The sequence below is a fragment of the Nocardia sp. NPDC005746 genome, from assembly GCF_040630785.1.
GTDB lineage: Bacteria > Actinomycetota > Actinomycetes > Mycobacteriales > Mycobacteriaceae > Nocardia.
Window position 1 is genome coordinate 89,698 of the sequence record NZ_JBEXYE010000017.1, and the last position, 22,794, is coordinate 112,491.

Genomic DNA, 22,794 nt, shown 5'->3' on the forward strand with positions numbered 1-22,794 from the left:
GGGACTAGGGGGTGTAGACGACGCGGCCGACGGTCTTGCCGTCGGCCAGGCGCTGGACCCCGTCGGCGAGGTCCGCCAGGGCCAGTCGCTCACTGACGAGGGGTCGGATCGCGCCGTCAGCGGCCAGCCGGGTCAGCTCCCGGTGGCAGTGGGCGACCGCCGCGCGGTCGTGGGTGTTGTAGAGACCCCAGTGCAGTCCGACGATCGAATAATTCTTCACCAGCGCGTGGTTCAGGGCGGCGCTTTGGATCTCTCCGCCCGCGAAACCGACCACCAGGATGCGGCCCTCGAACGCGACGCACTTGGTCGACCGCGCGTAGGTGTCGCCGCCGACCGGGTCGTAGACGACGTCCGCGCCGCGATTGTCGGTGGCGGCCTTCACGATCTCGACGAAATCCTGTGTCCTGCGGTCGATCACGATGTCCGCGCCGAGCTCGCGGGCGTACTCCGCCTTCTCGGGACCGCCGACCACGCCGATGACCCGGGCGCCGGCGGCCTTGCCGAGCTGGATGGCGGCACTGCCGACACCGCCCGCGGCCGCGTGCACGAGCAAGGTCTCCCCCGGGCGCAGGGCTGCGCGCCGATGCAGGCCGAACCATCCGGTCTGGTAGCCGATGTACAGGGCCGCGGCCTCGGCGTCGTCGAGATCCGGTGGCGCGGAGAAGGTCTGGTTCGCGTTCATCACCGCGTATTCGGCGAACGCGCCGTGCGGCAGGGCGGCCCCGCCGAGCACACGCTCGCCGACGGCGAATCCGATCACGTCCTCGCCGAGGGCCACCACCTCCCCGCACAGCTCGATGCCCGGGGTGAACGGCAACTCCGGCCGCACCTGGTACCGGCCGCGGTACATGAGGACATCGGGGAAGTTCGCCGCCGCACCGAGCACCCGCACGACCAGCTGCCCCGGCCCGGCCTCGGGACGGGCGACCGTGTCCAGGCGCATGACCGTCGCGGGTTCACCCAGTTCGTGGACCCGCCACGCCGGCATGTCCGCCACTAGACGCCACCGGTGAGGGTGATGCCGCCGTCGACGACGAGCAATTGCCCGGTGAGCCAGGCGGAGTCGGCCGACAGCAGGAACGCGACCACGCTCGCGATGTCCTCCGGCACACCCAGGCGCTTGAGCGGGTACGTGGCCGCGATGGCTTCCTCGCGTCCCTCGTAGAGCGCGGTCGCGAACTTGGTCTTCACCACCGCCGGAGCGACCGCGTTCACCCGGATGTCCGGGCCGAGTTCGACCGCGAGCTCCTGGGTGATGTGGGTCAGCATCGCCTTGCTCGCGCCGTAGAAGCCGATCCCGGGCGCGGGCTTGAGCCCGGCCACCGAGGAGACGTTCACGACCGCGCCGCCGTGATCCTTCATCCACGCGCCGTACGCCTGCTGCACCCACGACAGCGCGGCCAGGCAGTTGACCTCGACGATCTTGCGGGCGGCCTCGAGGTCGAGCTGCATCATGGTCCCGTAGACCGGGTTGATGCCGGTGTTGTTGACCAGCAGGTCGGCGCTGCCGAAGGTGTCGACGGCCCGCTTCACCACCTCGGCCTGATGAGCCACATCGTCCGCGCGCCCGGCGACGGCCAGGGCCTTGTCCGGTCCGCCCAGCGCGGCCACCGCCTCGTCGAGCGCCTCCTGCTTGCGGGCGGTGATGACGACCCGCGCACCCTCGTCCACCAGGCGCTGCGCGATGCCGAGCCCGATCCCGCGGCTCGCGCCGGTGACGATGGCGGTCTTGCCCTCGAATCTGGTCATGTGAGAGTCCTCCGATAGTCGGTTCGGTCCGGCGAGCAGGCAACTTACTAAGCGCTTAGTTCTTCGGACACCATGCTGGAAAAGCACATCCCGGTCAATACCGGCAGCATCGAACCCTGCGTGTGATCTGTCGCACATACCGAGTGAAAGTGCAGTTCATACACCGGCTGTCAGGCCATTGTTGAAACCTGATTCAGATCTGGGGCAGTCCGCGCGACTTCACGCGGCTAGCGGCGCAGACGCCGGTTCGGCGGCGCGGGCTCCGAGCGCGCGAACTGCCCGGGGGTCTGCCCCTTCCAATCGCGGAACGCCGTCGCGAACGCCGACACGCTGGTGTAGCCGAGGCGCGTGGCCACCGTGTCGACGGTGAATCCGGTGGCCAGCAATTCCTCCGCGAGCAGGCCCGTCGTCTCGCAGGCGAGTTCCCGGAAGGTGGTGCCCTCGTCCGCCAGGCGGCGGCGCAGGGTGCGCACGCTCATGTGCAGGTCGGCGGCGATGGCGGCCTGGTCGATGGCGCGGCCGTGGCGCATGAGCAGGGCGCGCACCTGGCCGGCCAGGCCGACCCGGGCGCGGCGGCGTTCCACGATCTCGGCGCACAGCCGCTCGTACTGGCGGCGCAGCATCGAATTCGCCTGCGGCATAGGGCGTCGCAGGTCGGCGGCGTCGAGGACCAGCATGTCGGCGGGCCGGTCGTAGCCGATATCGCCGATCCCGAGCAGTATGCCGACCGCCTCGTAGACCGGCGCGTAGGGCAGGGTCAGCTCCAGGCGGTGCACCCGGATGTCCCAGTTCAGCAGCTCGCGCTGGATGATGCGCAGGGCCGCCAGGTCGCGTTCGATGACGAAGCGGCGCAGTCGTCGGGACACCGGCCCGGTGTCGAGGGTGACCAGCACTCGGTCCCGCGCGTCCTCGATGCCGAATCGGCAGTAGGCGAACGACAATTCGGCGTGCCGCGCCCACAGCTCGGCCATCTCGCGCACGGTGGAGCAACTGCTCAGGGCGATGCCGAGGCTGCCGAGCATGCTCAGATGCACCGAAAACCCGGCCAGCAGGCCCAAACCCGGCTCGTCGCCGGTGGCGTCCAGAATATTCTCGATGAGCCGGAACTCCTGGGCGATATCTATCTCGATGTCCGGGTCGTCCAGATCGGCCTCGGTGAGCCCCGTCCCAGCCAGGACGGCGGCTCTGGTCATCGCGCGGCTAGTGGCGAACTCGACCAGCACGGCAGCGCTGTGTATCGAACGGACACACCAGGAGTCGTCGAGCATGTCGCAGATGATCGCTTATCCGATCCCCGCGACTGGCCCAATTGAGCAATTATTCAGCTAATTTCGATCGAGCTTGGGCGTGTTGCCCGCGCGCCCCCGGTCCGGGCCCAGCGCGCCGCACGGCACGCGCGTCCGTGGCGTGGCCCAAATCCGCAGAGGCGTGGCCCCGCGGTACACCCCGGACGCGACGACCCTCGCCCTAGCCTTGTCGACGTTGGCCGCTCGCCCTTGACGGCCTCCACGGTTCCGCACAACGGGACCGGACGCTGAACACGGCAGTCCCCCTCGGCGGGCGCGGTACCCAACCAGGCACATCCTGCCGCGCCCGCCGAGGACCCGCAGCCCCTTCGGACCCGGGTGAAGACCCGCCCACCGAGGAACTCCCCCGCATCACCGACCGACCCGCGCTATGTGCACGTCAGCGCGCCCATCGTGAGCGCCACCAGCCGGCCGATGCCCGCGTCGTCGCCCGTCTCGGCGGCCGCGCCGAGGGCGTGCAGGCTGTAGGCGGCGAGTTCGGCGGCGGGCACGTCGTCGCGCAGGTCGCCGGAACGCACTCCCTCCTCGACCAATTGACCGATCAACGAGCGAAGCTGGTTGTGCGCGTGGACGACCTGCTCGTCGGGGTGCAGGAAGGTCACCAATTCCCGGTCGTGACCTCGGCTCCGCCGGACGATGTGCGCGTAACCGGTGAGCACCGCCGCCAGCCGGTCCCCCGGCGTGCCCACACCGTCGCGTACCGCGGCGAGTTCGCGCAGATGCCCGTCGATGCGGCGCACGTGCCAGGTCCGCAGGATGGTCTCGACATCGGAGAAGTATTTGTACAGCGTGGCCCGCCCGATCCCGGCCCGCTGCGCGATCTGCGACATCGTCACCCCGCGCAGCCCGCGATCGGAGACCAGCGCGCCCGCCGCATCCAGGATCGCCTCCCGCACCTGACCCCGGTGCGCCTCGATCGTCTCGTTCCACAACTTCGGCACAGCTCGACTATACGGACTGACCTCCATCCGAACAGAGAGTATCGATCATGGACACTCTGTCTCGATGAGATGGATGTTGCCACGCCGCAACGGATTCAGGGCAGCATCGAGCGCGCGCCCTCGAACAGCTCGGCCGCCGATCCCCCGTCGGACCAGCGGCCGATGACCGATCCTCAGCGCACGTAGGACAGGATGCCCATCATGCCCGCTTCGCCGTGATAGGCGTTGTGGCAGTGCAGCATCCACTGGCCTGGATTGTCGGCCTCGAAGTCGACTTCCACGGTCTGCATGGGCGTGACGATGGAGGTGTCCTTGCGCGGGCCCGTGCCGTCGCGGTTGACGACCTGGTAGGTGTGGCCGTGCAGGTGCATGGGGTGGAACATCATCGACTGGTTGCGGAAGCGCAGGCGGATGCGCTGACCCTGGGAGACGTTCAGCATGGCGTGGTCGGGGTGGGCCTTGCCGTTGATGGTCCAGACGTAGTTCTTCATGTCGGAGCCGAGGGTGACGTCGAGGGTCTGGTCGGGCTGTTTCGCCTGGAGCCGAACGGGTTCGGCGGAGGTCAGGCGGTCCGCGGTGAGCGGGGCGACGGCGAGTTCGGCGGACTGCGCGTCGGCCGGAGGTGGGGTGCCCCCGCCGGTGCGGACCAGCGCGAAGGCGCGGCCGCTCTTGCCTTCGGCGGCGGCGACCAGCGGGAAGACGCCGTCGGTCAGTTCGACGATGGCGTCGTAGCGCTCGCCCATGCCGATGAGCAGGCTCGCGGTGGTGACGGGCCGCACCGGGAAGCCGTCGGTGTGGGTGACGCGCAGTCGATGCCCGCCCAGCGCGACCCGGAACGCGGTATCGGCGGCGGCATTGATGATCCGCAGCCGCATGCGCTGACCGGGCCGGGCGGTGAATACCGTTGGGTCGGTACCGAGTTTGCCGTTGATGAGGAAGTACGGGTAGGTGACGTCCCCGGCGTCGGAGCCGAGCGGCGCGTTGGGGTCGGCCGACATGGACATACCGCCTCCGCCCATGGTCATACCGCCGTGGTTCATGCCGGAACCGCCCATGTTCATCCCGGCCATGCCCTTGTCCCGCAACTGCCGCAACTCCCGGTCGGGGTCGCGGCCGTCGACGCCGTCGAGCCAATCGTCCAGTACCACTACGGCTTCCACGTCGTAGTCCTTGCCGTCGGCCGGGTCCTCCACGATGAGCGGCGCGTACAGGCCGCGGTCGAGTTGGACGCCGACGTGCGGGTGGAAGAAGTAGGTGCCGGGGTCGGGCGCGGTGAACTCGTAGCGGAAGGTCCCGCCGGGCGCGATCGGCGGCTGGGTGACGTCGGGGACGCCGTCCATGTCATTGCGCAGGGCGATGCCGTGCCAGTGCACGGTGGTCGGGGCGGGCAGCGCGTTGGTGAGGTCGGCGCGCACCACTTCGCCCTGGGTGACACGGATTTCGGGTCCGGGCACCCGGCCGCCGAAGGCCCAGGTCGGCACCCGCACGCCACCCAGGTCGACCACGGTCGGTTCGGCGCGCAGGCTCACCTCGCGCACGCCCGCGCCCACCGCGCGGCGAGCGGCCTCGGCGGCGCGGACGGCCTCGGAATCGGGTGTCACGAGACCACGCGTCGGGGCCGGGTTCTTCGAGCAGGCGGCCAGCGTCGCGGCGGCCGCGGCGCCGGCGCCGACGGCGAACAGCCCGCGCCGAGTCAGCGGACGCGCGAGCGGGGAACGGTTGGAGGACATGATTTCTCCCTGAGTCGTCGAGTTCTGGGCGCGCCCACGCAGGGCGTCGGCCGGGATCGGAAGGTCGGCCGCGAACCCGGGTCCGGGCGCGGCGCACGACCTGTCAGATCCGCAGAATCGACAGTTCGGAGAGGGACAGTGAGGTCCAGGGCGGGGGACGTTCCCGGTGAATCCGCCAGGACGCGAACGCGGGCGGACGGATGTCGCGGGACCGATCGGCGATCCAGTGCAGGAGGACCAGGCCGATACCGAGCGCCAGACCCGACAGGATCAGGTAGTCACACCCGTGCGAGCTCGTGTGCCCGCCGGAATGATCACCTGAGGGATCGGGCGCGTGACCCGAGGCCGTCATCGATTCGGCCATCACCACACTCGACCCGGAGGCCGCGGGCATAGCGTGGCCGGCCGAGAACACCCCGGCGTGCATGGCCGCGATCCCGAGCAGCAGCGCCAGCACACCGAGCAGCCGGACGTATCCGGTCGCTCCCGGCGCAACGCGCTGATCAGCCACGTCCGCCATGATAACCGCCGACGGACGGCAACCCCCCAGGGGTATCGAACGCCACAGTGCCCGGATCGACGGCTACAGCAGGCTGTCGGTGGCCAGCCGGGCCAGGCAGGTGTCGAGAACATCGGCGGCGGAACCGGATTCCTCGCCCGCGGCCCACAATTCGGTGGCCAGCCGCACCGCGGTATTGGCCATGGCCGCGGCCAGGGCCACGTCGAGGTCGTCGTCGGTGCGGCCGGTGCGGGCGGCGATGATCGGGATGAGCTGGGTCTCGCAGTCGTACTGCACGCGCAGCCAGGTCGCGCGCAGCGCCGGGAGCTGGGTGGCGGCCCGCACCAGTGGCCGCAGCCGGTTCTCGACGATGCCCTCCGCGGCCAGCGTGCCCAGGGTCGCGACCCGGTAGGACCGGCTCAGCGCCTCACGCAGCGGCAGTTCCGGCGGGCAGGCGGCCAATTCGTCGGCCCAGGCCTGGGTGCCGATGGCCAGCAGCGGCGCCACCACGTCCTCCTTGCCCGCGAAATAGCGGTAGAAGGTGCGCAACCCCATCCCGGCGGCCGCCGCGATCTCCTCGACCGTGGTTGTGGCGTAACCGTTTTCGATGAACAGGTGCGCCGCCACCGTGGCCACTTCGCGGCGGGTGGCCGCGCGACGGGTCTCGCTCAGGGCCGGTCGCCCGGCGCGGTTTCGCTCGCTGCTCACCCGGGAACTGTACCGAGGCCGAAAACGTTTCCTGGCGTCGCGTGCCATTTTCGGCATATCGTGTCAGAAACTAGCTTCACCGACGAAGCTGGTGCCATCGATCAGGAAGTGACCCATGAACCGTCTCGAGCAGCGCCGCATTCTGGTTACCGGTGCCGGATCCGGCATCGGCCAGGCCACCGTCCTCCGCCTGCTGTCCGAAGGCGCGGTCGTCGCCGGGGCCGACGTCAATGTCGAGGGCCTGGAACTGACCCGCAAGCAGGCCGCCGAGGCCGGTACCGACGCCCGGCTGACCACGGTCGAGCTGAACATCGGCCAGGAGGCCGAGGTAGTCGCCGGGGTACGCACCGCCATCGAGGCGCTGGGCGGGCTGGACGCCGTGGTGAACGCGGCGGGCATACTGCGCGCGGCCCACACGCACGAAACGTCGCTGGATCTGTGGAACCAGATCATCGCCGTCAACCTCACCGGCACCTTCCTGGTGATCCGGGAGGCCCTGCCCGCGCTGCTGGCCAACCCGCGCAGCACCATCGTCAACTTCAGCTCCACCTCGGCCAGCTTCGCGCACCCGTACATGGCCGCGTACTCGGCGAGCAAGGGCGGCATCCAGAGCATGACCCACACGCTGGCCCTGGAATACGGCAAGCAGGGTCTGCGCGCGGTGTGCGTGGCGCCCGGCGGCATCAAGTCCGGCATCACCGACGCGACTCCCGGCTACCTGCCGCAGGACTCCGACTGGTCGCTGTTCGGCCGCCTGATCGCCGTGCTGCCGCAGGACAACCCGGAAGAGCTGGCGGGGCCGGAGAACGTGGCGGGCGTCATCGCCATGCTGGTCTCCGACGACGGCCGCTTCATCAGCGGCACCGAGATCCGCATCGACGGCGCGGCGCACACGTAATCATCTGGCGCACAATCGCTTCGAATACAGCTGGGCCCCGATCGGCGATCCGATCGGGGCCTCGTCACCCGGACCGCGCGTTCGCGGCCGGCACGACTAACTCGCTGCGCCGACCAGTCCGCGCACGATGCCGTCCGCGGTGCCCGACGGCCATTCCAGCGCCGCGTCGAGCTTGGCCAGCAGATCCTCGGCGGGCTCCTCGATCAGGCACCGCTCGATCTGGCTGATCGACCCGGCGGACGGGCCGCCCTTCTTCGCCACATCGGCCTGCGTCCAGCCGTTCTCCTTGCGACGGGCCTTGACCCGTTCGGCCAGCGCCTTGATATCGCGCCGCCCGGCGGTGGATTCCGAAGCCACAGCCGCGGGCGCGGCATCCCGCTCCGCGACCGGCTGCGCCGCGACGGCCACCACGGCCACCGGCTCGGCGGCGACGACCGCGTCCCGCTTCACCTGCGCGGCCTCCGGCCGCGTCTTCCCGGAAGCCATCAGTCCCTGCGTAATGAGCCGAGACCGCTTCCGCCTACCCATCTTCCCCATACACCGCTCCTCGATCCGCATCCCAGCCTTCGCTGAAGCACCGGATAGGTTGCCATAAGTTCGCGAGAATCCCTCGCCATCGGCGAATGTCGGCGTGGCAACACGCGAAAACGGCAGATACCGAGGAGTATCTGCCGCTTTCGGGGGGAGTGCCGGATCAGTCGGCGAGGGCGTAACCCGCGTCGGCGACCGCGGTGGCGAGGATGCCGGGCGCGATCGGGGCGTCGCTGTCGACGACGACGCGGCCGCTGTCGACGTCGACATTCACACCGGTGACGCCGGAGATCTTGCCGACCTCCTTGCTCACGGAGTTCGCGCAGCAACCGCAGGTCATTCCGGTGACGGTGACGGTGGTGGTGCTCATGACTTGGCGCTCCTCTTCGCTCGGACAGCCGGTTCCGGCCGCTACTCGTCGTACCATACCCCCCTAAGGTACCTGGTCAATAGGTTCGACTTCCCCGGGGACCGTGGGACGCATCACAGGAACCGGTCTTGAATATACCCCCAGGGGGTATTAACCTCCCTTTTGTCGAACACCACGAAGAGGAGAATTCCGATGCGATCCGCTCCCATGCTCAGCTCCCTCTTCCGCAATCGGGACTATCTGCGGCTGTTCACCGCACAGGTCTCGGGCCTGTTCGGCACCGGATTGACCACTGTCGCACTGGGTTTGCTGGCCTACGATCTGGCGGGCGGCGCGGCCGCGGCGGTGCTGGGGACCGCGCTCACCATCAAGATGCTGATGTACGTGACCGTCGCCCCGGTGGTCGCCGCCTACGCGCATCGCCTGCCCCGCCGCGGTTTCCTGACCGGGCTGCACCTGGTGCGGGCCGCCGTCGTGCTGGCGTTGCCGTTCATCGATCAGATCTGGCAGATCTACGTCCTGATCGCGATCCTGCAAACCGCCTCGGCCGCATACACACCCACCTATCAGGCGGTCATCCCCGACATCCTGCCCGACGAGCGCGAGTACACCCGCGCGCTGTCGGCGGCGCAGCTGGCCGCCACCATGGAGACGCTGCTGAGCCCCATGCTCGCCGCGGCCGCGCTGACGGTCATGAGCTTCCACTGGCTGTTCGTGGGCACCGCGATCGGCTTCGCGGTCTCGGCCGCCCTGGTGCTGGCCACCCGGATCCCGAACTCGACTGCCACCGCCGGTGATTCGTTCCGGGAGCGGATCACGGCCGGGGTGCGGATCTTCGTCGCGACCCCGCGGCTGCGCGGTCTGCTCGGCCTGAACCTGGTGGTCGCGGCGGCCGGTTCGGTGATCATGGTCAATACCGTCAACTACGTCCGCGACACCCTCGGCGGCACCCAGTCCGGGGTGGCGATGTTGCTGGCGGCCAATGGTTTCGGCACCATGCTGGTGGCGCTGTCACTTCCCCGCGTGCTGGATCGGATCGGCGCGCGCCCGGTCATGCTGACCGGCGCGGTCACCCTGCTCACCGGCCTGGCCGCCGCCATCGCGCTGTCGCTGGCGGACGCGGGCGACTGGCGATGGGTCGCGGCCCTGGCGGTGTGGGCCACCGTGGGCGCCGGGACCGCGGCCATCCTGACCCCGACCGGTCAGGTGCTGCGCCGCTCCTCGCAGGCATCGGACCGTCCCGCGCTGTTCGCGGCCCAGTTCTCGCTCTCGCACCTGGCGTGGCTGCTGACCTACCCGGTCACCGGATGGCTCACCACCACAGCGGGATTCACCGTCACCTGGGTGACCCTGGCGGCGCTGGCGACGGCGGGCATCACCGTGGCGGCGCGGCTGTGGCCGCGTGAGGATCCGGAGGTGATCACGCACCTGCACCCTGTCGGCAGCATCGATCCGGAGCGGCTGGGCGACGCGGAACTGCGGGCCGACGGCTTCTACGTCCACACCCACCCGTACGTGATCGACGCCGATCACCTGCGGTGGCCGGTCCGGACGCGGCGCGGACTCGAGGTTCCGACCGCGGCCTGAGGCCGGACGACCGACGGCAGGCGCCCAGCCCCGGGTGCCTGCCGTTTCTGTATTGCCCACCGGACCGACACTGGCGAGCGCCGGTACAGAGCAGCGGTGGGCGTGACGGTGTGGGAGCGGCGCGGCGGGCTCAGCGACGCGGTCACCTGGCTGGTGCTCGACGAGCCGGCGACCTTGCGGCAGTACCGGAGCACATCGGGCACTCCCCCGACGGCCGCCGAGCTGGACGCCGCGGGCCGCCACTGAACCGATCCCACGGCCGGAATCCGCCAACCACGCCGACTCGACGGCGGCGGATGATCGGATTCACCACTCCATCAGGCAGACTCGGAGCCGATAAACCGAACCATGCTTCGAGGAGTATCCATATGCGCAAAATCCTGCCCGCTTCCCTCCTGGCCGCCAGCGCCATCGGCGCCATGCTCGTTCTCCCCGCCGGCACCGCCAGCGCCCTCTCCCCCGCCTGCCAGACCGCCGGCGACATCTACAACAGCTACGGCTCCCTCGGCCCGAGCCCGCAGCAGCGCCGCGAGGTCGCCGACCGCCTGCGCGCCATCGAGGCCTCCGGCGACGAGCGCACCGCCATCGACAACTTCGCCAACGCCCTCGCCAACGGCGACGTCGCCCAGATCAGCAGCATGGGCGTCCTCCTCAACGGCATCTGCGGCCGCGGCTAGTCCTCCGCATTCCGCAGCACGCTGCGGGCCGGGTCACCAGACGGGGACCCGGCCCGCAGCGTCTCCGCCCCGAGAGGGCAGATCGAGCCCGGTCACCTCATGCGAATCCGGATGAACACCAAGCAGTGGGTGTGATGTGCGTCACACTCTCTTCCCCCCGGGTGCGCGATCGCGAATTCTCGAATGATGTCGATTGCTCGGAGTTCGCTGGCATCGGGCCTGATCACCGCAGCTATTGCCGTCGGCACGCTGACCGCCGGCACGGCCTCCGCAGACATGACGGTGCCGCTGGGCGGTGGCTCCGGCATCGTGCTCGGCGACAGGGCGATCTGTTCGCTCACCACCATCGGATACGACGACGCGGGCAGGCTGGTGGGATTGACCGCGGGCCACTGCGCGCCCACGGGCACCAAGGTGGCCGCGGAGGTCAACCGCGGCGCGGGCCCCGTCGGCACGGTCGTCTACTCCGACAACGGCCGGGACCTCGATTACGCCGTCATCGAATTCGACCCCGCCCGTGTCGTTCCCACCCGCACCGTCGGCGGCAGCACCATCGCGGGCACCGCCCCGGCCCCGGGCCCAGGCGCCCAGGTTTGCGTCAACGGCCGCAGCACCGGCTTCAACTGCAGCATCAACTGGGGCCCGTTCGAGGAAGTCACCCTCAGCCAAACCTGTTCCAACCACGGCGATTCCGGCGGCCCCATCACCGCCGGCGACCGCCTGGTCGGCATGCTCCAAGGCGGCATCATCGGCTACGACAACATTTCCTTCGACTTCCCCTGCATCACCCCCGCCAACCCCCTCCACTCCCCCGCCTTCTACCGCCCCATCGACCAGATCCTCGCCGACATCAACATCGCCGGCCGCCCCGGCGCCGGCTACCACCCCATCTGATCGACCCGGACGAGTCGGGCCCGTTCACATGTCGTCGGGCAGGATTCGAAAGGCCGAGTACCGGCTCAGAGGGCGCAGGACGCGAAAGTCCTTGCGGTCCAACGTCAGGATGCGATCGGTAGCGAAATGGTCGGCGAGTACGACGCAGGTCGCATCGACGATATCGAGGTTGAGGTCACTGTAGGTGCACCGTATATCCAGGGCCGAACGCAACTGTGCCGCACCGATTTCCCCGAGAACGACGCGGGTGGCGGCGATTCGATCGGCCAGTTTGCCCAGCACCGCGTCGGCGACCTTACGCCCGGCACGAACACTCGCCACATGATGGACCTCGGTCAACGCCAACGGGCTCACCACCAACGCACTCGCGGCATCCGCCGCCCGCCGCACCGCAAAGTGCTCCGGGTCGGTGCGATTGAACAGCGCCAGCAGGCCCGAGGTATCCGCGACTACGATCACGCGGGCCGATTCATCGCATCGTGGATGTCATCCTTGCCGATCGGACCACCCATATCGAAGGTGTCCTCGTCCTCGACCAACGGTTCATCCCACTGCCGATGCCTCATCAGGTACTCGCGTACAGCATCGCGGGTGATTTCATGCTTCGACCGCCCCTCGGCCTCGGCCTGCGCCTCCAGCGCGGCCTCTTCATCGCTGGGAAAGCGCATCGTCCAGGCCATATGTTCACGATACCACCCGTGATACCACCTACGTGGGACGTGCGTCCGATCACCTTGTGCCACACAACCGCAGGGCGCCTGTAATGGTCACCGACCGGCTATCTATAGATCAGATGTCCAAGTGTTGATGAACCATCGGCCGGGGAGGTCGCCTGTGAAGGGTTTCGCAGCAGTTCTGACGGCAGGGGTCGCGGTAGCCGTACCGTTCTTCGCCTCCACTACCGCCGGTGCGGATGTGTGGCAGCCGGTGCCGGGGATCTCTGTTCCGTTGCCAGACGGCCTGGTCACCGGGAGTGCGGGCGTGACGCCGTCGAAGCCTCCGACGCCCGCGCACGTCGAGGGCGAGCCGTGTGATGGCGGCCGAGGAACCTGGGTGCACCTTGATGGCGGCAATGCCGCCCACTACGGCACCGAATGGTTGTGTAAGGCCAACTGAGCTGTCCAGCAAAGGAATCGAGCCCCGGGTCGATATGACCTGGGGCTCGATTCCTGTGGACCTCGCGGGTCAGTGCTGGTTGCCGTTGTTGTGGTGGTAGCCGCCCTCGCCCTGATTGCCCTGGGTGCCGTGCGCACCCGGGCCGCGGTCGTCGGTGCCCGGCTCGGCGTGGTTGGTGGGGGTGTGGACGATGTCGTAGTAGACGCTCGGGTCGGCGGCGTTGGGGGTGACGCGGTAGGTGAAGGCGTGCTTGTCCAGCTGGATGATCGGGACGACGCGGGTGAAGAGGACATCGCCGGCGTCGTTCTTGGCGGCGATCCAGCGGGAGGAGCCGTCGGGGGCTACGGTCCAGTCGCCGTGCATCTTCGGGGTGTCGTTGAGGTTGTACATGGTGAACGTCCCGTCGGCCTTGAAGTAGGCCCAGCCCACGAAGTTCGACACGGCCGGGTTGTCCAGGGGGACGCGGTTGCCGTTCTGGTCGAGGGCGTCGGTGGTCTTCCACGGGGTGGAGGCCAGCACCGCGGACGGCGAGGCCTCGTCCTGGGCGACCGCGGTGATGCCCGGAGCCTCGGGAGCGGCGAAGGCGGCGGGGAGAACACCCACCGTGGCGGCCACGAGGGCTGAGGCGACGACGACGGTGCGGCGGGAGATCAGCGAGGTGATGTTCACGTGTTCGACGCTACGAATCGGGCCGCGGCTCCCACATCAACCGATCGGCTACAGCTGGACGCGCTGATGGGTTGACGCTCGAACGCCTGGACAACAGCGCGGACGCGCATGCGGAGCGCGGGACATACTGAAATACCTTCTTTTCGATTCGTACGCACGGGGCCTCGCTACGCGGTTACCGTCGGAGCGGCACGCAGGTGCCGGTAACGACAACTTCAACGGGAAAGTACAGATGAGGCAAATGAGTTGGGCCGCAGTCACGGTGGCCACGCTGGCGGCACCGGTCATCGCGGCGGCATCGGCGTCGGCCGCGGTCGACGGTGTGAATCTGACACAGATCTACACCGGCATCGGAGGATGTGAGGGGGCAGGCAATACCTGCACAATCTTCGTGAGCACCAGCGGCGCGGACGCCCTGGCACCGGTCACGGTCACCTTGGACGGGCAGAACGTCGGCACGTTCACCCCACAAGCTGGATCCAAGGCCGGTACCGGGACCATCGAGTACGTCTATCGCTCGAAGCTTCCTGAAGGCGTCTACAGCCTCACCGCCACGCAGGGTTCGTCGACCAAGTCCATGACGGTGCAGAACTGCGGCAGCCAGCCGACCGGCAGCTCCAGCGCCTCGGCCCAATGCACCGCAAACGATATTCTCGGCGTTCTGATGATGCCGCTGATCATCCTCACCGGCTCCGGGCACACGCAACTCTGACCGACCAGCCGGGGCAGTGGGTCGGTGGACGGTCTCCGGACCCATGTCGCATCACGACGGTGGCCGGGAATCGTCATGCCCCACAGCGGCGCTGACTGTAGCCCGATGGCCGGTCGACACCGTGGCCGCTGCCCGCGCATCCCGACCGCGATACTGCACGTATCTTGCACGAAAAACGGCCGGTCATCACAAAACCTGCGATGACCGGCCGTTTCTTTGTGGTTCTAGCTGGGATCGAACCAGCGACCCCTCGCGTGTGAAGCGAGTGCTCTCCCGCTGAGCTATAGAACCGGGTCTCGCGGCCGAAGCGGCTGTCCGGCTCGGGGTTTCCCGTGTCGGAGTGAGACAACATTAGCGCGTTACCCCGCCCGTTTGCCAAATCGACGCCGGGGCGGTGCGGGAGGTCAGCGTTCGGGGAGGGGTGGGGTGGGGGTGAAGGTGACGGGAAGAGAGAGGAGGGCGCGGTGGAAGGGGCCTGGGCGCCAGGACAATTCGGGGGCGGGGATGGCCAGGTGAAGTTCGGGGAGGGCGTCGAGGAGTTGGTCGACGGCTTCCTGGGCGATGAGGTAGGCGAGGGAGCTGGCGGGGCAGGCGTGGGGGCCGACGCCCCACGCGAGGTGGGAGCGGTTGCCGGAGAACCCGGCGCCGCGGATGGTGGGGTCGGTGTTGCAGGCGGCCATGGAGATGACGACCGGCTGATCGGGCGGGAGCCAGGTGTCGTCGATGAGGACCTGCCGGGGCGGAAAGCTGATGCAGAAGTTGGCCATCGGCGGGTCGTTGAAGAGGACTTCGTCGAGGGCGTCGCGGGTAGAGAGGCTGCCGCCGAGAGCGCTGCCACGGAAGCGGTCGTCGAGGAGCAGCAGGAGCAGGGTATTGACGATCAGGTTCTGTTGCGGCTCGATGCCCGCGCCGTAGAGGGTGGCCAGCTGGTGCACCATTTCGGTGTCGGTGAGGCCGGCGGGGTGGCGCAGCATGCGGGTAGTGACATCGTCGGCGGGGTGGGCGCGTTTGTGCTGGGTCAGCCGCAGGAGGGCTCCGATGAGCAGGGTGTTGCCATGTTCGGCGCCGACGCCCTCGAAGATGGCGCGCATTCCCTCGGCCGCCTGAGCCGCGATCTCCACCGGGCACCCGAGCAGAGTATTGAGCACTTGGAAGGCCAGCGGAAAAGCGTAGTCGCGCACCAGATCCGCGGACCCGGCCGTGCAGAACGAGTTGATCAGCGACACCGCGACCCGCTCGACGGTGCCCTGCAACCCGTAATGGTCGATGCCGGCGAGCCCGGCGGTATTGGTCTGCCGATACCGCGCGTGCTCGGATCCCGCGTTGCGCAACGCATTCGGCCGCCACTGCATCATCGGCAGCACCGGACAGTCCGCGGGCACGCCCGCCTGCCAGGCCCGCGGGTCGGCGGGGAACCGTTCGGGATCGTTGAGAATCCTTACCGCCGTGCGGTATCCGACCACTAGCGTGGCCGGCACCCCCGGCGCGAGCTCCACCGGAACCAAAGACCCGTACTGTTCCCGCATCTCGCGATAGACCCGGTGCGGGTCCGCGGCGAACTCGGGGGTGTACATCGGTACGCGCGTACCGACTTGCTCTGACATCGAACCCACTTCACACCGTGCGCAACACTCCACCGCCGCCGGCCAGCGCACATCCCGGACGCGGAAGAGCAACACTACCGACGCGACCGCATCGGCGTACGTCGTTTCGACGACCCCACGGTCAGGGACCGATTTCGGGAAAGTGATTGACAGCGGCGGTCCGCAGGGGCAGGCTCTACGAGGCGCAATTGTTGCTCAACAATTGCTGCGATATCCCGGCTGTCGGCGTTCCCGCCCGGTTGGTGAACGCCGGTCGACAGCGCTCGGAGATTCGGCGGACGCGGATGCGTCCCTTTTCCTTCAGTTCGGACCCGAGACCTACCTATTCGGAGGTTGGAATGTCTAGCAAGCACGGCCGAAAACCCAGCCAGGTCGCCGACAAGGCCAAGAAGGGCATGAAGGGCCAGGCCCAGCGCATGGAATCCGACATGGACCAGATGGCCGACGACGCCCGGCGCGACATGGACCGCATGGGCGCCGGCATCAAACGGGAAGCCCAGCAGGCACGGTCGGACGCACAGGGCCTGGACAAGGAGATGAAGCGCAAGCTCCAGCATCGCTGACCCGGTGACGCGAATGGCCGGTCCGCCTGACGGACCGGCCATTTCGCCTGTCGGGCCGTCCGGCCAACACTGAATCGACCTCCGCCCTTTGCTGTTCCGCGATATCGGGTGCGCGTCGAGCAGGCCCAGCGCCCACGCGAGCGCGGTCGCCGTGGTCTCGGTGCCCGCCACGAAGAAGGTGATGACCTGGTCGCTGATCTCGAGGTCGCTGAGCCCGCCCCCGTCCTCGTCCTGCTCGGCGATCAACGCCGAGAGTCGGTCCCCCTGATCGACACCCGCCCAGCGACGCGTGGTGATGATCTCGGCCGGCGCGGCATGCAGATCGGTGATCGCGCGTTCGTAGGCCCGGTTGCCCGGAGTCGGCAGTTTCAGCAGCGGAGCCGGTAGCAGGGTCCGCGCCATCAGCATCCGCACGACGTAATCGATGTCTCGCAGCATCTGCCGCGGAACCGGCTGCGGGACGGAGTGAGTGAACAGGGTCGCCGCCGTCACCGCCGAGGTCATCGCGTGGAGTTCGGCTTTCATGTCGAGCTGACTGCCAGGATTGGCGGAGGCACTCCCGAAAGGCGATTCTACGCTGAGGATTTGCGCTCTCACGACGAATCCGCCGAACGCCGCGCTCGCGTCAGAGGCGAAGCCGCGCGATCACCGCACGATGATCGGTGTCCGGAATCGTGTGCGAGGACAGCGCGACCGCGTGACCGTCGGCGAGGAGGATGCGATCGATGCCGATCACCGGTCCCCACCAGCGGTCGGTCGGCCAGGTCGGCAGAGCGCCGACGCCGAGGAGTTCGGCGGAGTCGGCGTAGCGGCCGCTCACCAGGTTTCGGTAGGCGACGTGGTCGTAGGTGGAGTTGAAGTCGCCGCCGACCACGACGGGGCCGGTCGTCCGATCGAGGATGTCCCGGATCCGGCCGAGTTCGTTCGCCCACACCCCGGCGTTGAGGAGCGGCGGGATCGGGTGGACAGCGAAGACCGATACCGGGCCGCGACCGGGGTGAATCATGGTGGCGCGCAGATTGTTCAGCCAGAAGCCGTCGAACTTGACGCCGTCCTCCAAGGGGTAGCGGCTGAAGATGCCGGTCCCCTGCCCGCCGCCGGAGGGCGCGGTGAATCGGTGGGGCAGCAGGTCGGCCAGTCCGGCGGCGTCGAGCTTGCCCAGAAGTTCCGGGGTCAGCTCCTCGAGGGTCAGGACTTCGACCGAGCGCTCACGCACCGCCTGCACCACCGCTTCGGCCGACCCGTGGCCGAGAAACAGATTCGACTGCATCATCACCAGATCCGTACCGGGCGGGGCACTCCCGTCCGGCCACAGCATCGGCGCGTGCGACCACAGCGCGGCGGCCGACACCAGCATGGCCACCGCGGCGCTCACCCACCGGCGGGCCAGTCCGAGCACCACGACCGCGACCAGCGCGCCGACCATCAGGTACGACGCGAACGACGCCGCCAGCACGGCCGGTGCCCACACCCGCGAGTTGTAGTGCAGCCCGATCCCGGCCACGCCCGCGGCGAGCAGTAGCCAGCCGAGTACCGGCAGCACCCACCGGAGCAGGCCGCGGCGGCGTGCGATCGGCTCGACGGCAGCCTGCTGCTGCCCCAACGCGTTGACCATTTAGTCCTCCCCTATTCGCCGATCACGCTACGCGATGCCGGTCCGATCCACGAAAACCGCCCCTATTTACGAGAATAAAGATTGTTGCCGGATACTCGCCGAGTTCGGTCGAATGACATCGAAGTCTTGATGAAATTAACTTTCCACCGTAAATATCTAATTGCAGTTAACGATCTGCCAGAACTGCCCCCTGACCGGCCATCGATACCAAACCGTTATTTCGAATACCGGCCGCCACATGATGCGAACAGGTTACATTTCAAACCCCTGAAGTTGCGGCACACCCCACCGGGAACGCGCTGTTGCTTCACTATTTCGGGAGTTAGTTATGAGAACGACCGCCTCCACACTGCTTCGCGCCGGTATTGTTTCTCCGGTGGCTCTGGCCACTGTTTTCTGTTTGGCCGCGCCCGCGAATGCGGCGCCCGTCACCGTGAACTGGAGTTGCCAGGGCACGATCTTCGGTATCGGCCAGACCTCGAGCATGACCACCACGGTCACCGGCACCGCGCCGGGCTCGGCGGCGTCGGGATCGGCCGTGGCCATCACCCTCACCCCGGGCTCCTCCACGGTCCCCAGTTCGGCCTCGGGCTTCTCCGTGACGAACATCAGCAACCTGAAGATGACCTTCCCGACCCCGGCGAACTCGACGCTGGTCTCGGCCACCGCTTCCGGCGGCACCGTGGCCGGCACCGTGTCCACCTCGGGCGGGAATGTCGTTCTGACCGTGCCGGGTCCGATCGCGGGCGGCACCAGCTTCACCCCGCCGGCGGTGACCATCAATGTCACGGCCGGCAGCCCGGGCACCCCGATCACCAGCCAGTACGCGGGGACCAGTTTCGCCAACCCGGGCATGACCATGACGACCAAGGTGGCGTTCATCGGCAATGTCGCGACGTCGTGCTACCCGAACCCGTCCCCGACGCTGACCACCACGACCGTCAGCTGAGTCCGTAAGAATGCCTGGACCGGGCTGTGTCCACCAGCCCGGTTCAGGTTCCGCCCATCGGATGGGGTCCCTGTATTGTCCACCGAACCCGCTCGGATGGCAGTGGAGCTCCGAAAGGCCCTGGAGCTCTACCACGGAACGGTCGAGGATCTGGCGCGTGAACTGCTCCGGCTGCTGGGGGTGAACGAGACCGACCGGCGCGCACTGGAAATCGTCCTCGTCGGCGGACGGTCGACGACACCCGGCATGCTGGCCGAACGGCTCGGCCTGACCGCCGCGGGCGCCACCGTCCTGCTCAACCGGCTGGAGAAGCAGGGCTATGTCACGCGCTCACTGCACCCCACCGATCGCCGTCGCGTGATCGTGGTGGCCACCGATCTGACCGCGCGCCGCGTGCGCGAGCTCATCCGCCCGTTGGCCGAGGAGAGCTTCAAGATGATGCTGAACTGGTACGACCCCGACGAACTCGAACTGATCGCGGGATTCCTCTGCCGGGTCGGCGAACTGCAGCGCGTCCACCGGGAACGGCTGCGCGATATGGATCCCTACCCGCGGTGATGGCGCATGGCCGCGACGACCTCGTCCGGCGAGGCCGGCATCGTCTGCGTGGAGAACACCGCCGGACTGAAGCCGAAGGCCTGATTCAGCCGCCCGAGCACTCGGATCAGCAGTGAGGAGCGGGCCAGGAACGCCGCCGGATCCCGGAGCGCCACATCGACGAACGGCTGCCCGCCGATGCTCGACACCTGCACCCGGTCGACGTCTGCCCAATCGACCGACCCCAGCCGGCGGTGCGTGAAGCCCCGATCGGTGATGACCAGCTCCGGCTTCCGCCGCGGCAGTTGCAACACCAGCAGCACCCAGCACGAGCCGAAGAACGCGAACGCCATCGCGCCCACGACCATCGAGCTCGCCTCGGTGGTCAGCATGAGCACGCACCCCACGAGGACGAAGAATCCCGCCCCCGCCGCCAGCAGCAGCGTGCGCAGTATCGACGACTTGTAAACCGTTGTCGTCTCCAGCTTTCCGCCCCGCCCGTCGGATTCAGTCACCACACTCCACCTGATCAGCCCTCACCACTACGGCGTCAGTATGCGTCACCCGCACCGCCGGGAAAAACCGAGCGCACCCCACGGCTGGTCACGGCTAGAGCTTCGGAATTCCGAGCAGCCCGCCGAGGCAGCCGCTGGGCCCGGTCAACATGCCGATCGAGAGCCGGTAGTCGCCACCGGTCAGCTTGCAGAGCAGCATCGCCGTCGCCAGATCCAGTCCCGCCGAGCCGGTGCCGAACCCGGTCTGCGCGATGGTGGACGATCCCGCGTCGGCGATGGGCGCGCCGACCGGCGCATCCGCGGAAGCCGTTGCCGCCGCTACCAGCCCCGACAGCAGAAGGCCACCGGAGAGGCCCACCGCCACGGCCGATCTCACCAGAGCGTGCGTCATATAGATCCATCTTTCATTGCGAAAACTAGAGAGCCGCAACATTAGTCGTCGAAACAACTGGTGAAACGCCCACACTTCTAAGGGCGACAGGGGGACGGTGCGGACTTCGAACCGTCCTGCTGTCACGTCGTCCCGACCCGCGACGCTTCCGTTCGATCTGACCGGCTCGCCGCAGGTGGTGACGTCGTCACGGTCGTGACGGCGGTCGCCGTGGTGCGCCGCGCCGAACGCTCGGCTCGCACAACCGCGCCCGTCGTGGTGGAGGCGCTGTAATTCTCGGGCTGATGGTCCGGCGCGGCATCCGGCCAGAGAGACGTGTCCGGTGTGGATCGAGGATCGTCGATCCACACCGGACACGCGAGAGACGGGACTACTCAGCCGAGGTCGAGGTCGAGGTAGGACTCGGAGTGCTCGGGTGAGGTGATGGTGGTGGTGCCGGGCGGGCTGTAGGAGTAGAGCTTGTCGTAGCTGTTGACGACCAGTGCGAGGCGGTGCCCGTCCGGGATGTCGTAGCAGGCGCCTTGCAGTCGCCAGCGGACGGCGCGCTGCTCCCCCTGACCCAGCTCGAACATCGTGAAGGGCTCATGGGTGATGATGCGGGCCGTGTCGTCGGGGGCCACATCGAACAGGTAGGCCACCAGTGTGGCCGCCGGGGCCGTGCTGCCCACCGACAGGTGCACGGTGGGGATGCCGCGCAGGCGGCGACCACCGGTCAGCGCTTCGGTCTGCCAGATCAGCAGGCGGTCCCGCTCGAAGTCCCCGACCTGGTAGAGCTGCGGATTGCCGTAGCACTCCCGCTGCCCGCTCTTCAGGAACTCGGCGACCGCGGTGGCCGAGGTGGCCGGAGAGTCCTTGTCGCCGATGGTGAAGCTGCGCGTCCACCCGGTGTCCGGCTTCGGCACGAGGGTGCCGTCCGCGCCGCCATTACCGAGGTACCAGCGTTCGGTTTCGGTGCTGACCTCGCTCCAGTCGAGCTTGGCTTCGCGTGGCGCGGGCTCGGTGATCCGTTGCGCGCCATTGGCGATCGGCTGGGTGCGGTAGGTGAACATGATCTGATCGCTGACCGGTTCGGATGGACCAGGGTCGATGCCCCGCAGGTGAATGTCCAACCAGTCACGCGCTTCTCGCATCGGCGTGAGCAGGCCGGGGAAGGGGAATCCCAATGGGATTCCGACCAGTCCGGCGGCTTCGGGTGCGCCGTGATTGCCGATCCACACGTTGAGTCGCTTCGGCACGGTCAACCGGTTGAACGTGTCGAGCACTTCGTTGACCGGAAAGAGGGTCTCGTGCCAGGTGTTCGACATGAACGTGGCGATGCCGCGCGAGTTGGTCAGCTCGACGAAGGTTTCCGGCGAGCGGTCCAGCCCCCAGGCCACGACCTCGTCCATGTTCTCGCCCCGCTCGAAAAGGTCGAGGATCCGGAGGGTGTCCGGGTCGAACTTCTCCTCGCGCGTGCCACCGGTGAAATCCACCAGCAGTTGCATCGCGGCCAGGTGCCGGGTTCCGTTGTCGTACAGCGACGTGGCCAGGTTGCCCCAGGTGCTCAGCGCGACGACCGCCGACACCCGCTCCCCCGGGTCGGTGGCCGCGATCAACTGGCTCAGCCCCGAGCCGTAGGACTCGCCGAGCATGCCGACGGGACCGGGCCCGAACAGTTCCTGCGCGTAGTCCAGCACGCGGTGGCCGTCGGCCCGGTCCTTCTCGCCGGCGACGTCGATGAACCCCTGCGACGTGGTGATCTCACCCGGCGTGCCGAGACCGCGCGGCGTGTAGGCCAGCACGTGATAACCCGCCACGGCCAATGTCAGATAGGTCCACACGAACGGCAGCCAGCCCAGCGGACTCCAGCCCGCGGGCACCACCACCAACGGACGCGGCTCGTCCCCGTTCAGCTTCACGGTCAACGCCGACAACAGCACCCCGTCGGCCCCGGAAATCCGCGTGATCTCCACCCCGGCGCCACCCCTGACGGTATCCACCACCTCCTGCAACTCCGGCGGCAACACCCCGGTCGGCGCGACCCCGCGCACCGCCGCCAGCAGCGCCCGCGCGACCTGCACCACCTCCGGTGTGAAGGTCAGCCCATCGGCCCACATACCATTGGCCGCAATACTTTCCAGGGTTTCATTGGTTACGTTCTGGACAGGTTCGGTCACTATCGACACACCCCGATTCCACTCATGTCGTGCATGATGAAAAGGTGAAAACCCGTGCCAGGAAAAGCATCTGGCA

The 22,794-nt window shown here is 68.1% G+C and carries 27 protein-coding genes and 1 tRNA gene; 9 read left to right on the forward strand and 19 right to left on the reverse strand.

The annotated features are described in order from the left end of the window. Positions 1-4: 4 nt before the first annotated feature. From ABZ412_RS27400 to ABZ412_RS27430, 7 genes are all read right to left on the reverse strand, one after another. Positions 5-988, reverse strand: a complete 984-nt coding sequence (locus tag ABZ412_RS27400; protein WP_357285451.1) for an NADPH:quinone oxidoreductase family protein — start codon at positions 986-988, stop codon at positions 5-7. An 8-nt stretch (positions 989-996) separates the two neighbouring features. Further along, entirely contained in the window at positions 997-1,749 is a 753-nt protein-coding gene (locus tag ABZ412_RS27405) for an SDR family oxidoreductase (RefSeq protein WP_357285453.1), read from the reverse strand. 227 nt (positions 1,750-1,976) lie between these two features. Further along, on the reverse strand, positions 1,977-2,942 hold the full coding sequence (locus ABZ412_RS27410; RefSeq protein ID WP_357285456.1) for an AraC family transcriptional regulator ligand-binding domain-containing protein: 966 nt from the start codon (positions 2,940-2,942) through the stop codon (positions 1,977-1,979). Positions 2,943-3,424: 482 nt separating this feature from the next. Further along, positions 3,425-3,997: a TetR/AcrR family transcriptional regulator gene (locus ABZ412_RS27415; protein ID WP_357285459.1), complete on the reverse strand. Its 573-nt coding sequence runs from the start codon at positions 3,995-3,997 to the stop codon at positions 3,425-3,427. 173 nt (positions 3,998-4,170) lie between these two features. Then, a complete protein-coding gene (locus ABZ412_RS27420) occupies positions 4,171-5,727 on the reverse strand; it encodes a multicopper oxidase family protein (RefSeq protein WP_357285462.1) in 1,557 nt (518 codons plus the stop codon). Between the two features lie 103 nt (positions 5,728-5,830). Then, complete coding sequence (locus ABZ412_RS27425) at positions 5,831-6,238, reverse strand: DUF6153 family protein (RefSeq protein WP_357285465.1); 408 nt, start codon at positions 6,236-6,238, stop codon at positions 5,831-5,833. Between the two features lie 72 nt (positions 6,239-6,310). Next, positions 6,311-6,934, reverse strand: a complete 624-nt coding sequence (locus ABZ412_RS27430; protein ID WP_357285467.1) for a TetR family transcriptional regulator — start codon at positions 6,932-6,934, stop codon at positions 6,311-6,313. Between the two features lie 115 nt (positions 6,935-7,049). On the opposite strand from ABZ412_RS27430, the gene ABZ412_RS27435 reads away from it, so the two are divergent. Further along, on the forward strand, positions 7,050-7,832 hold the full coding sequence (locus ABZ412_RS27435; RefSeq protein WP_357285470.1) for an SDR family oxidoreductase: 783 nt from the start codon (positions 7,050-7,052) through the stop codon (positions 7,830-7,832). Positions 7,833-7,928: 96 nt separating this feature from the next. Here the strand turns inward: ABZ412_RS27435 and ABZ412_RS27440 are convergent, their stop codons facing one another. Continuing rightward, the gene (locus ABZ412_RS27440) at positions 7,929-8,318 is read right to left on the reverse strand and encodes a helix-turn-helix domain-containing protein (RefSeq protein ID WP_357285473.1); all 390 of its coding nucleotides are present in this window, start codon (positions 8,316-8,318) and stop codon (positions 7,929-7,931) included. A 208-nt stretch (positions 8,319-8,526) separates the two neighbouring features. Beyond that, positions 8,527-8,733 (reverse strand): heavy metal-associated domain-containing protein, encoded by a 207-nt coding sequence (locus tag ABZ412_RS27445; RefSeq protein ID WP_357285476.1) that lies wholly within the window; start codon positions 8,731-8,733, stop codon positions 8,527-8,529. A gap of 207 nt (positions 8,734-8,940) precedes the next feature. Between ABZ412_RS27445 and ABZ412_RS27450 the strand changes: the two genes are divergently transcribed. From ABZ412_RS27450 to ABZ412_RS27465, 4 genes are all read left to right on the forward strand, one after another. Next, a complete protein-coding gene (locus tag ABZ412_RS27450) occupies positions 8,941-10,320 on the forward strand; it encodes an MFS transporter (RefSeq protein WP_357285681.1) in 1,380 nt (459 codons plus the stop codon). A 96-nt stretch (positions 10,321-10,416) separates the two neighbouring features. Next, the gene (locus tag ABZ412_RS27455; protein WP_357285479.1) at positions 10,417-10,566 is read left to right on the forward strand and encodes a hypothetical protein; all 150 of its coding nucleotides are present in this window, start codon (positions 10,417-10,419) and stop codon (positions 10,564-10,566) included. 122 nt (positions 10,567-10,688) lie between these two features. Then, positions 10,689-10,997, forward strand: coding sequence for a hypothetical protein (locus ABZ412_RS27460; protein WP_357083903.1), 309 nt, complete (start codon positions 10,689-10,691; stop codon positions 10,995-10,997). A gap of 186 nt (positions 10,998-11,183) precedes the next feature. Next, positions 11,184-11,891, forward strand: coding sequence for a S1 family peptidase (locus ABZ412_RS27465; RefSeq protein ID WP_357285482.1), 708 nt, complete (start codon positions 11,184-11,186; stop codon positions 11,889-11,891). Between the two features lie 24 nt (positions 11,892-11,915). On the opposite strand, the gene ABZ412_RS27470 is transcribed toward ABZ412_RS27465, so the two are convergent. After that, on the reverse strand, positions 11,916-12,350 hold the full coding sequence (locus tag ABZ412_RS27470; RefSeq protein ID WP_357285486.1) for a PIN domain-containing protein: 435 nt from the start codon (positions 12,348-12,350) through the stop codon (positions 11,916-11,918). Then, entirely contained in the window at positions 12,347-12,571 is a 225-nt protein-coding gene (locus ABZ412_RS27475; protein WP_357285488.1) for a ribbon-helix-helix protein, CopG family, read from the reverse strand. The genes ABZ412_RS27470 and ABZ412_RS27475 overlap by 4 nt, the downstream gene beginning before the upstream one ends. Before the next feature lie 154 nt (positions 12,572-12,725). Here ABZ412_RS27475 and ABZ412_RS27480 point away from each other — a divergent pair, with 154 nt between their 5' ends. Then, a complete protein-coding gene (locus ABZ412_RS27480) occupies positions 12,726-13,007 on the forward strand; it encodes a hypothetical protein (RefSeq protein WP_357285491.1) in 282 nt (93 codons plus the stop codon). Between the two features lie 69 nt (positions 13,008-13,076). On the opposite strand, the gene ABZ412_RS27485 is transcribed toward ABZ412_RS27480, so the two are convergent. Continuing rightward, positions 13,077-13,676 (reverse strand): DUF4822 domain-containing protein, encoded by a 600-nt coding sequence (locus ABZ412_RS27485; protein WP_357285493.1) that lies wholly within the window; start codon positions 13,674-13,676, stop codon positions 13,077-13,079. A 262-nt stretch (positions 13,677-13,938) separates the two neighbouring features. Here ABZ412_RS27485 and ABZ412_RS27490 point away from each other — a divergent pair, with 262 nt between their 5' ends. Then, the gene (locus tag ABZ412_RS27490) at positions 13,939-14,388 is read left to right on the forward strand and encodes a hypothetical protein (protein ID WP_357285496.1); all 450 of its coding nucleotides are present in this window, start codon (positions 13,939-13,941) and stop codon (positions 14,386-14,388) included. Positions 14,389-14,607: 219 nt separating this feature from the next. Here ABZ412_RS27490 and ABZ412_RS27495 read toward each other — a convergent pair. From ABZ412_RS27495 to ABZ412_RS27510, 4 genes are all read right to left on the reverse strand, one after another. Further along, a tRNA-Val gene (locus ABZ412_RS27495) sits at positions 14,608-14,679 on the reverse strand. A gap of 113 nt (positions 14,680-14,792) precedes the next feature. After that, positions 14,793-15,992: a cytochrome P450 gene (locus ABZ412_RS27500; protein ID WP_357285499.1), complete on the reverse strand. Its 1,200-nt coding sequence runs from the start codon at positions 15,990-15,992 to the stop codon at positions 14,793-14,795. Between the two features lie 74 nt (positions 15,993-16,066). Then, on the reverse strand, positions 16,067-17,152 hold the full coding sequence (locus ABZ412_RS27505) for a cytochrome P450 (RefSeq protein WP_357285501.1): 1,086 nt from the start codon (positions 17,150-17,152) through the stop codon (positions 16,067-16,069). A gap of 28 nt (positions 17,153-17,180) precedes the next feature. Next, positions 17,181-18,170: an endonuclease/exonuclease/phosphatase family protein gene (locus ABZ412_RS27510; protein ID WP_357285503.1), complete on the reverse strand. Its 990-nt coding sequence runs from the start codon at positions 18,168-18,170 to the stop codon at positions 17,181-17,183. Between the two features lie 376 nt (positions 18,171-18,546). Here ABZ412_RS27510 and ABZ412_RS27515 point away from each other — a divergent pair, with 376 nt between their 5' ends. After that, positions 18,547-19,119, forward strand: coding sequence for a hypothetical protein (locus ABZ412_RS27515; RefSeq protein ID WP_357285506.1), 573 nt, complete (start codon positions 18,547-18,549; stop codon positions 19,117-19,119). Between the two features lie 96 nt (positions 19,120-19,215). Next, on the forward strand, positions 19,216-19,677 hold the full coding sequence (locus tag ABZ412_RS27520; RefSeq protein ID WP_357285509.1) for a MarR family transcriptional regulator: 462 nt from the start codon (positions 19,216-19,218) through the stop codon (positions 19,675-19,677). Here ABZ412_RS27520 and ABZ412_RS27525 read toward each other — a convergent pair. The 3 genes from ABZ412_RS27525 to ABZ412_RS27535 form a co-directional block, all read right to left on the reverse strand. After that, positions 19,665-20,171, reverse strand: a complete 507-nt coding sequence (locus tag ABZ412_RS27525; RefSeq protein WP_357285511.1) for an STM3941 family protein — start codon at positions 20,169-20,171, stop codon at positions 19,665-19,667. The two genes, ABZ412_RS27520 and ABZ412_RS27525, sit on opposite strands and share 13 nt — an antisense overlap. 94 nt (positions 20,172-20,265) lie before the next feature. Continuing rightward, positions 20,266-20,562, reverse strand: coding sequence for a hypothetical protein (locus ABZ412_RS27530; RefSeq protein ID WP_357285514.1), 297 nt, complete (start codon positions 20,560-20,562; stop codon positions 20,266-20,268). A 374-nt stretch (positions 20,563-20,936) separates the two neighbouring features. Next, positions 20,937-22,718: an alpha/beta fold hydrolase gene (locus ABZ412_RS27535; RefSeq protein ID WP_357285516.1), complete on the reverse strand. Its 1,782-nt coding sequence runs from the start codon at positions 22,716-22,718 to the stop codon at positions 20,937-20,939. Between the last annotated feature and the right edge of the window lie 76 nt (positions 22,719-22,794).